This window comes from Salmonella sp. 741265116_PST (assembly GCF_046567715.1).
In the GTDB taxonomy this organism is placed as follows: Bacteria; Pseudomonadota; Gammaproteobacteria; order Enterobacterales; family Enterobacteriaceae; genus Salmonella; species Salmonella enterica.
Genome location: NZ_JBKFPH010000039.1, coordinates 21,030 through 30,218 on the forward strand (window position 1 = coordinate 21,030; position 9,189 = coordinate 30,218).

At 52.1% G+C, this 9,189-nt stretch carries 9 protein-coding genes and 1 tRNA gene; 8 read left to right on the plus strand and 2 right to left on the minus strand.

The features are described 5' to 3' along the window. Positions 1-12: 12 nt before the first annotated feature. Entirely contained in the window at positions 13-306 is a 294-nt protein-coding gene (locus ACLD11_RS19590) for a co-chaperone GroES (RefSeq protein WP_000027827.1), read from the minus strand. Positions 307-581: 275 nt separating this feature from the next. Between ACLD11_RS19590 and yjeH the strand changes: the two genes are divergently transcribed. Next, a complete protein-coding gene (gene yjeH, locus ACLD11_RS19595) occupies positions 582-1,823 on the plus strand; it encodes an L-methionine/branched-chain amino acid transporter (protein WP_411015278.1) in 1,242 nt (413 codons plus the stop codon). A 58-nt stretch (positions 1,824-1,881) separates the two neighbouring features. Here the strand turns inward: yjeH and ACLD11_RS19600 are convergent, their stop codons facing one another. After that, the gene (locus tag ACLD11_RS19600) at positions 1,882-2,358 is read right to left on the minus strand and encodes an FxsA family protein (RefSeq protein ID WP_001267291.1); all 477 of its coding nucleotides are present in this window, start codon (positions 2,356-2,358) and stop codon (positions 1,882-1,884) included. A 340-nt stretch (positions 2,359-2,698) separates the two neighbouring features. Between ACLD11_RS19600 and aspA the strand changes: the two genes are divergently transcribed. The 7 genes from aspA to ACLD11_RS19635 form a co-directional block, all read left to right on the plus strand. Further along, the gene (gene aspA, locus ACLD11_RS19605) at positions 2,699-4,135 is read left to right on the plus strand and encodes an aspartate ammonia-lyase (RefSeq protein WP_000069440.1); all 1,437 of its coding nucleotides are present in this window, start codon (positions 2,699-2,701) and stop codon (positions 4,133-4,135) included. Between the two features lie 114 nt (positions 4,136-4,249). Beyond that, positions 4,250-5,551, plus strand: coding sequence for an anaerobic C4-dicarboxylate transporter DcuA (gene dcuA, locus ACLD11_RS19610; RefSeq protein ID WP_000637595.1), 1,302 nt, complete (start codon positions 4,250-4,252; stop codon positions 5,549-5,551). Between the two features lie 120 nt (positions 5,552-5,671). Next, positions 5,672-6,019, plus strand: coding sequence for a divalent cation tolerance protein CutA (gene cutA / locus ACLD11_RS19615; RefSeq protein WP_000887832.1), 348 nt, complete (start codon positions 5,672-5,674; stop codon positions 6,017-6,019). Then, complete coding sequence (locus ACLD11_RS19620; RefSeq protein WP_000068893.1) at positions 5,995-7,698, plus strand: protein-disulfide reductase DsbD; 1,704 nt, start codon at positions 5,995-5,997, stop codon at positions 7,696-7,698. Before cutA ends, ACLD11_RS19620 begins: the two co-directional genes overlap by 25 nt. Before the next feature lie 36 nt (positions 7,699-7,734). After that, complete coding sequence (locus ACLD11_RS19625; RefSeq protein WP_411015279.1) at positions 7,735-8,310, plus strand: transcriptional regulator; 576 nt, start codon at positions 7,735-7,737, stop codon at positions 8,308-8,310. Between the two features lie 116 nt (positions 8,311-8,426). Then, positions 8,427-8,502: transfer RNA gene (locus ACLD11_RS19630), tRNA-Phe, on the plus strand. A gap of 163 nt (positions 8,503-8,665) precedes the next feature. Next, a partial coding sequence (locus ACLD11_RS19635; protein WP_411015280.1) for a tyrosine-type recombinase/integrase occupies positions 8,666-9,189 on the plus strand: 524 nt, incomplete at its 3' end.

The following is a 9,189-nucleotide window of genomic DNA, read 5'->3' on the forward strand; positions in this document are numbered from 1 at the left end:
GTCGTTCGCGGATTACGCTTCAACAATTGCCAGAATGTCGCTTTCAGACATGATCAACACTTCTTCATTGTCGATCTTTTCAGATTTCACACCGTAGCCATCGTTAAAAATAACGATGTCGCCAACTTTCACGTCCAGCGGCTGTACAGTACCGTTGTCCAGGATGCGACCCTTACCGACAGCGATGATTTCGCCACGAGTTGATTTACCCGCTGCGGAACCGGTCAGTACGATGCCGCCAGCAGATTTGGACTCAACTTCTTTACGTTTGACGATCACACGATCATGTAACGGACGAATACTCATTGATAGCTCTCCTTTGAGAAAGTCATTATCAGTTATGGGTGACGCCGGCCCGTAAACGGTTTCCCGGCTAGTGACCAGAGAGATGGGGATGGGGTTTTGCCCCTTCAAGGGGGGAGATGAAAAAAAATTCTTCTGAGCGAAAAAAGCCGTAAAAACGCTACTTATCTCACGTTTACCCAAGGTTTAGAACAACCTGCTATAAGAAAAGGTGTGTGTGATACGCTTAAAAATGTCTTTCGCCACCTGACGTTACAATGCCGCCGGATAATGAGCTGATGAATGAACTAAAAAAAGAGCTTGGGTTGGTTCAGGGCGTTATCTTGTTAACCACATCACTATTAGGGACTGGCGTTTTTGCGCTTCCGGAGCTGGCTGCGCTGGCGGCAGGCGACATCAGCCTTTGGGCATGGCCGCTGCTCATTATTTTGATTTTCCCTGTTGCGATTGTCTTTGCTGTGCTGGGGCGTCATTTTCCACACGCTGGCGGCGTAGCGCATTTTGTCGGGATGGCATTTGGCCCGCGTCTGCAACGGGCTTACAGTTGGCTGTTTTTATCAGTTATTCCTGTTAGTTTTCCCGCAGCCTTGCATATTGCGGTGGGTTTCGGCCAGGCGCTGTTTGGCTGGCAAAGCGAACAGCTCTTATTTGGGGAGCTGGGTACTCTAGGTTTACTATGGTTTATGGGATCGCGCGGCGCCAGCTCCAGCGCCAACCTGCAAGCCATTATCGCTGGATTAATTATCGCGCTTATTGCCGCCATTCTGTGGAAAGGCGCGATTAAACCTGCAGATATCACCTTCCCAGCCGCAAACGACATCACCTTTCCCCGGCTGTGTACCGCCCTGGCGATCATGTTCTGGGGATTTGTGGGAATCGAGGCTTTTACGCATTTGTCGTCTGAATTTAAAAATCCTGAACGTGATTTTCCGCGCGCATTGATCATTGGTCTGATGCTGGCCGGCGCCATTTATTGGGCCTGTACCGCCGTGGTGCTGCATTTTGGCGTCTATAGCGACAAGATAGCGGCAACAGCCTCGCTACCGCTTATTATTGTTCATCTCTTCGGTATCCAGGCGTTGTGGGTAGCCTGCATTATTGGTTATCTCACCTGCTTTGCCAGCCTGAATGTGTATGCTCAGAGTTTTGCGCGTCTGATATGGACGCAAATGCAATATCAGCCCGATCACTATCTGGCTCAACTCTCTCCCGGGCGCCTTCCCTTGCACGCGTTAAACGTTATTCTGGCCTGCTGTGGCGTGAGTTCCCTGGTCGTCTACGCCCTGAAGATTAACCTCAATGCGCTGATCGTCTATGCTAACGGTATTTTTATTATGCTCTATCTGCTTTGTATGCTGGCGGGCTGTCGACTGTTGAAAGGGCGCTGCTATGCACTGGCGGTGACGGGTTGTCTACTGTGCCTGTTATTGCTGGCAATGCTGGGGTGGAAAAGCTTATATGCCATTATCATGCTGGCTGCATTATGGCTGTTTTTACCGAAGCGAAAACGCATGGCGTAAGACGCATCCGCTGGCCGGATAGCGCCTCACGCGACTTATCCGACCAACATCTCTACCTTTAATCCCGACGATCGTCTTTATGTTCAATACGATCGCGATCGTCATCTTTACGCTGATACTCGCCGTCAAATGTTTCGCCACCGCCAGTACCCGCGCTAAACCCGCCGCCCGGCATCCGGGAAAAACGTAAATGCGGCAGCAACTTCAGCGTCAAATGTTTTTGCACTGGCGGTAACAAAAGGAGAAGGCCGAGAAAATCGGTGAAAAATCCCGGCAACAGGAGCAGTAAGCCAGCGATGATCAGCGATACACTCTTAATCATTTCTGCCGCCGGGCTCTCACCAGCCGCCATTTTTTGTTGCATCAGCAAAAAGTTTTTAAAACCCTGGTTACGTACCAGCGACATACCGATAACAGACGTAAAAATCACCAGGATTAACGTCATCAGGACGCCAAGCACATGGGCGACCTGGATAAAGATAGAAATCTCAATGTAAACATAGAGAAAGACAGCTAAAAAGGGTATCCAGCGCAAAGGACTCTCCTGTAAGTCATGGCCGTCTGCGACGACCATTTGAATGGGGTTGCGATTCGCATCGATTCGATATGGTGGTGCGTAGCAAAATTTCAAGTGGTTTGTACACCTATTTTAGGTAGTAATACTAAAGCGGTGACCTATTTCACAAAATAATAAATAAGGGGTAAATTCCCACACTTTAAGTGATCCAGATTACGGTAGGAATTCTGAACCAGCATATGATCTCGTTTATCAGGCCGATGGAGGGGATAATCGTCGGTCAGAAAACATTCGAAATCACATATATCCTGTGTGTTTTAAAGTAAAAATCATTGGCAGCTTGAAAAAGAAGGTTCACATGTCAAACAACATTCGTATCGAAGAAGATCTGTTGGGTACCAGGGAAGTTCCAGCTGAAGCCTACTATGGTGTTCACACTCTGAGAGCGATTGAAAACTTCTACATTAGCAATAACAAAATCAGCGATATCCCTGAATTTGTGCGTGGCATGGTTATGGTAAAAAAAGCGGCGGCGCTGGCCAACAAAGAGCTGCAAACCATTCCTAAGAGTGTTGCGAACGCCATCATTGCCGCATGTGATGAAGTCCTTAACAACGGTAAGTGCATGGACCAGTTCCCGGTAGATGTCTATCAGGGCGGCGCGGGCACTTCCGTCAACATGAATACCAACGAAGTGCTGGCCAACATCGGGCTGGAACTGATGGGTCATCAGAAAGGTGAATATCAGTACCTGAACCCGAACGACCACGTGAATAAATGTCAATCCACTAACGACGCCTATCCGACAGGCTTCCGTGTAGCGGTTTACGCCTCTATCGTCAAACTGATCGATGCCATCAACCAGTTGCGTGAAGGTTTCGAACGTAAAGCGGTTGAATTCCAGGACATCCTGAAAATGGGTCGTACCCAGTTGCAGGACGCCGTACCGATGACGCTTGGTCAAGAATTCCGTGCGTTTAGCATCCTGCTGAAAGAAGAAGTGAAAAGCATCGAGCGTACTGCTGAGCTGCTGCTGGAAGTCAACCTTGGCGCAACGGCAATCGGTACCGGTCTGAACACGCCGAAAGAATACTCTCCGCTGGCGGTGAAAAAACTGGCTGAAGTCACTGGTTTTGCCTGTGTTCCGGCTGAGGATCTGATTGAGGCGACATCTGACTGTGGCGCGTATGTTATGGTTCACAGCGCGCTGAAACGTCTGGCAGTGAAGATGTCCAAAATCTGTAACGACCTGCGCTTGCTCTCTTCTGGTCCTCGTGCCGGCCTGAACGAGATCAACCTGCCGGAACTGCAGGCGGGCTCTTCCATCATGCCAGCCAAAGTGAACCCGGTAGTACCGGAAGTCGTAAACCAGGTATGCTTTAAAGTCATCGGTAACGACACCACCGTTACGATGGCGGCGGAAGCCGGTCAGTTGCAGTTGAACGTTATGGAGCCGGTTATCGGTCAGGCGATGTTCGAATCCATCCACATTCTGAGCAACGCGTGCTACAACCTGCTGGAAAAATGCGTTAACGGCATTACCGCAAATAAAGAAGTGTGCGAAGGGTACGTTTATAACTCCATCGGTATCGTCACTTACCTCAACCCGTTCATCGGCCACCACAACGGCGACATCGTCGGTAAAATCTGTGCTGAAACCGGTAAGAGCGTACGTGAAGTTGTGCTGGAGCGCGGCCTGTTAACGGAAGCCGAGCTGGACGATATTTTCTCCGTACAGAACTTGATGCACCCGGCTTATAAAGCTAAACGTTATACTGATGAAAGCGAACAGTAATCGTACAGGGTAGTACCAAAGAGGCACGTCACGATGACGTGCCTTTTTTCTTACAAGAAGTTACCAAATAACAACAATTTAATATCAACTTGTTAAACAACAAGGAAGGCTAATATGATAGTTGTCGAACTTATCATTGTTTTGCTGGCAATCTTTTTGGGCGCCAGACTTGGGGGCATCGGTATTGGATTCGCAGGTGGGCTGGGTGTTCTGGTACTTGCCGCCATCGGCGTGAAGCCAGGGACAATTCCATTCGATGTCATTTCCATCATCATGGCGGTTATCGCCGCGATCTCTGCTATGCAGGTCGCGGGCGGTCTGGATTATTTGGTAAACCAGACGGAAAAACTGCTGCGTAAGAACCCGAAATACATCACTATCCTCGCACCGATTGTGACCTATTTCCTGACTATTTTTGCTGGTACCGGGAACATTTCCCTGGCAACGCTGCCGGTTATTGCTGAAGTCGCGAAGGAGCAGGGAATCAAACCTTGCCGTCCGCTCTCGACCGCCGTGGTATCCGCGCAGATTGCGATTACCGCCTCGCCGATTTCTGCGGCCGTGGTGTATATGTCTTCTGTTATGGAAGGTCATGGCATTAGCTACATTCACCTGCTGTCCGTGGTTATCCCCTCTACGCTGCTGGCGGTGCTGGTGATGTCCTTCCTGGTCACGATGCTGTTCAACTCCAAATTGTCGGACGACCCGATTTACCGCAAGCGTCTGGAAGAAGGGCTGATTGAACTGCGTGGTGAAAAGCAGATTGAAATCAAACCGATGGCAAAAAATTCCGTCTGGCTGTTCCTGCTGGGCGTTATCTGCGTGGTTGTTTATGCGATTGTCAACAGTCCGAGCCTCGGCCTGGTTGAAAAACCGCTGATGAACACCACCAACGCTATTTTGATCATCATGTTGAGCGTCGCAACGCTGACCACCATCCTGTGTAAAGTGGAAACTGACGCCATCCTCAACTCCAGTACCTTTAAAGCAGGGATGAGCGCCTGTATCTGTATTCTGGGCGTGGCGTGGCTGGGCGATACCTTCGTATCCGCTAACATCGACTGGATCAAAGACACTGCGGGTAGCGTCATCCAGGGCCATCCGTGGCTGCTGGCCGTCATCTTCTTCTTTGCTTCCGCGCTGCTCTACTCTCAGGCGGCAACGGCGAAAGCGCTGATGCCGATGGCGCTGGCGCTGAACGTCTCTCCGCTGACGGCAGTCGCTTCCTTCGCCGCCGTTTCCGGCCTGTTCATTTTGCCGACCTACCCGACTCTGGTTGCGGCGGTACAGATGGATGACACCGGTACAACCCGTATCGGTAAATTCGTCTTTAACCACCCGTTCTTCATCCCAGGCACCCTGGGCGTCGTTCTGGCTGTCTGCTTCGGCTTCCTGCTGGGCAGCTTTATGCTGTAAGTGTTTCACCCGCGGGGCGTATCACGCCCCGCATTCTCCCGCCCTTTGACTAACATCCTGCCCTCGTCCGTTGTATAGTGACCGTTCACTTGCGGGTCTTTTTGTTCTTTCGAGGTGTTTATGCTTGATGTTAAGAGTCAGGATATTTCCATCCCCGAGGCCGTTGTGGTGCTTTGTACCGCCCCGGATGAAGCTACCGCCCAGGATCTGGCCGCCAAAGTGCTGGCGGAAAAACTGGCCGCCTGCGCCACCCTCCTCCCCGGCGCGACATCGCTGTACTACTGGGAAGGCAAACTGGAGCAGGAGTATGAAGTTCAAATGATCTTGAAAACCACCGTTTCACATCAGCAAGCGCTTATCGACTGCCTGAAGTCTCATCACCCGTATCAAACGCCTGAACTTCTGGTTTTACCTGTTACTCACGGAGATACTGATTACCTCTCATGGCTCAACGCATCTTTACGCTGATCCTGCTGCTGTGCAGCACATCCGCCTTCGCCGGATTATTCGACGCGCCGGGTCGCTCGCAGTTCGTCCCTGCCGACCGGGCGTTTGTTTTTGATTTTCAGCAAAATCAACACGATCTTACCCTCTCCTGGCAGGTAAAAGAGGGTTACTACCTTTACCGTAAACAAATCAGCATCACGCCAACGAAAGCGGATATCGCCGCAGTCCAACTCCCGGCAGGCGTCTGGCATGAAGATGAATTCTACGGAAAAAGCGAAATCTACCGTAAGCGGCTAAACGTTCCGGTAACGGTTAACCAGGCGGCGGCTGGCGCGACATTAACGGTAACGTACCAGGGGTGCGCCGATGCGGGATTCTGTTATCCGCCGGAAACGAAAACGGTGCCGCTAAGTGAAGTCGCCGCGGCAATAGACGCCACGCCGACGCCTGCTGTCACCCAGACGGGTGAGACATCAAAACCCGCCGCCCAGCTACCTTTTTCCGCGCTCTGGGCGCTGCTGATCGGCATCGGCATCGCCTTTACGCCCTGCGTTTTACCCATGTATCCGCTGATTTCCGGTATTGTCCTGGGGGGAAGGCAACGTTTGTCGACGGGGCGCGCACTGCTGCTGGCCTTTATCTATGTACAAGGGATGGCGCTGACCTATACCGCACTGGGTCTGGTCGTCGCCGCGGCGGGATTACAGTTTCAGGCGGCGCTGCAGCACCCTTATGTGTTAATCGGCCTTGCCATCGTGTTCACCCTGCTTGCGTTGTCGATGTTTGGCCTGTTCACACTACAGCTCCCCTCCTCACTGCAAACCCGGCTGACATTAATGAGTAATCGTCAGCAAGGCGGCTCGCCCGGCGGCGTTTTTGTTATGGGGGCGATTGCCGGATTAATTTGCTCGCCCTGCACTACAGCGCCGTTAAGCGCGATCCTGCTTTATATCGCTCAGAGCGGAAACATGTGGCTGGGCGGCGGTACGCTGTATTTGTATGCATTAGGTATGGGTCTGCCGCTAATGCTGGTCACCGTGTTTGGCAACCGTCTGCTACCGAAAAGCGGCCCGTGGATGGCGCATGTTAAAACCGCTTTTGGTTTCGTGATCCTCGCGTTACCGGTCTTTTTACTGGAGCGGATTATTGGCGAGGCTTGGGGTTTACGTCTGTGGTCGCTGCTGGGCGTCGCTTTCTTTGGTTGGGCCTTTATCACCAGCCTTCAGGCCAGACGAGCGTGGATGCGTATCGTACAGATTATCCTGCTGGCGGCAGCGCTCATTAGCGTGCGGCCTCTACAGGATTGGGCGTTCGGATCGCCATCCGCGCAAGCTCCAGCGCACCTCAATTTCACGGCTATTTCTACCGTGGACGAACTCAATCAGGCGCTGGCGCAGGCCAAAGGCAAACCCGTTATGCTGGATTTCTACGCCGACTGGTGCGTGGCCTGTAAAGAGTTTGAAAAGTATACCTTCAGCGATCCGCGGGTCCAGCAGGCGCTCGGCGACACGGTGCTCTTGCAGGCTAACGTCACCGCTAACAATGCGCAGGATGTCGCGCTGTTAAAGCATCTGCAAGTCCTCGGGCTGCCCACCATTCTGTTCTTTAATGCCCAAGGCCAGGAACAGCCGCAATCGCGAGTCACCGGCTTTATGGACGCCGCCACCTTTAGCGCGCATTTGCACGATCGCCAACCGTGAGCGACACTTGCAAAAGCAAAGACGGAGGAGAATACCGTGCAACGTGAAGATATTCTGGGAGAAGCCCTGAAATTACTGGAGACGCAAGGGATAGCCGATACTACGCTGGAAATGGTGGCGGAGCGCGTAAATCGCCCACTCGACACATTACAGCGTTTCTGGCCAGATAAAGAAGCCATTTTATATGACGCGCTACGTTATCTGAGTCAGCAGGTAGATATCTGGCGACGCCAGCTTCTTCTTGATGAGACGCTTTCTGCTGAACAAAAGCTACTGGTACGCTACAGCGCGCTCTCGGAATGTGTCAGTAATAACCGTTATCCTGGTTGCTTGTTCATTGCCGCCTGTACGTTTTATCCCGACCCAACCCATCCTATTCACCAACTGGCTAATCAACAAAAACGCGCGGCACATGATTTTACCCATGAGCTACTGACCACGCTGGAAATTGACGATCCGGCGATGGTTGCAAGGCAGATGGAGCTGGTGCTGGAAGGTTGTCTCAGCCGAATGCTGGTCAACCGCAGTCAGGCTGATGTAGATACCGCTCAGCGGTTGGCAGAAGATATTCTGCGTTTTGCACAGTGCCGCCAGGGTGGGGCGCTCACCTGACGGGGTACTGATTTTATGCATTTTGCCTGAAAAGCAGGCAGTCAGCGCGCTTTTATCACTTTTTTCGTGTAAAGCCGTTGACGACTGCGCCCCTTTACGGTTTAATGCGCCCCGTTGCCCGGATAGCTCAGTCGGTAGAGCAGGGGATTGAAAATCCCCGTGTCCTTGGTTCGATTCCGAGTCCGGGCACCAAAATTTAGTTTCATGGTGTTCTTATAAGTCCTGAAACGTTAGAAAATCAGTAAGTTAAAGAAACCTGATGGTACTGAAAAGTTCCGTCAGGTTTTTTGACATCCAGAGTTTTTGGGGGCTTAATTAGGGGCCTGTTGGTTCGATAAACTCTGGAGCCCCCGCGATGCCACTCACCGATACCGCCATCCGTAATGCAAAGTCCATCGACAAACCTTACAAGCTCAGTGACGCGCAGGGTCTTTACCTGCTGATTAAGCCCAACGGCTCTAAACTCTGGCAACTCAAGTACCGCTTTGGCGGCAAGGAGAAGAAGCTGGCGTTTGGCGCTTACCCGACCGTAACGCTGGCAAACGCGCGTAAGCTGCGTGAAGAGGCTCGCGCCGTACTCAGCGCGGGGGACGATCCGGGGGTGAAAAAGCAGCAGGAGAAGCAGGCAAAGAAAAGCGGGAATACCTTTGAGGAAGTTGCCCGTAAATGGGTGGCAGGTAATATCCGCTGGACTGAGGTGCACGCAGCCAAAGCTCTGCGCTCGCTTGAGCTGCACGTATTTCCGCTGATTGGCAAAATTCCCGTTGCCGACCTGAAAACCGCCGATCTGCTGATCCCGCTGCGAGTGGCGGAAAGAAAGGGCAATCTGGAGACCGCCGCGCGGATACAGCAGCGCACCACGGCGATCATGCGCTATGC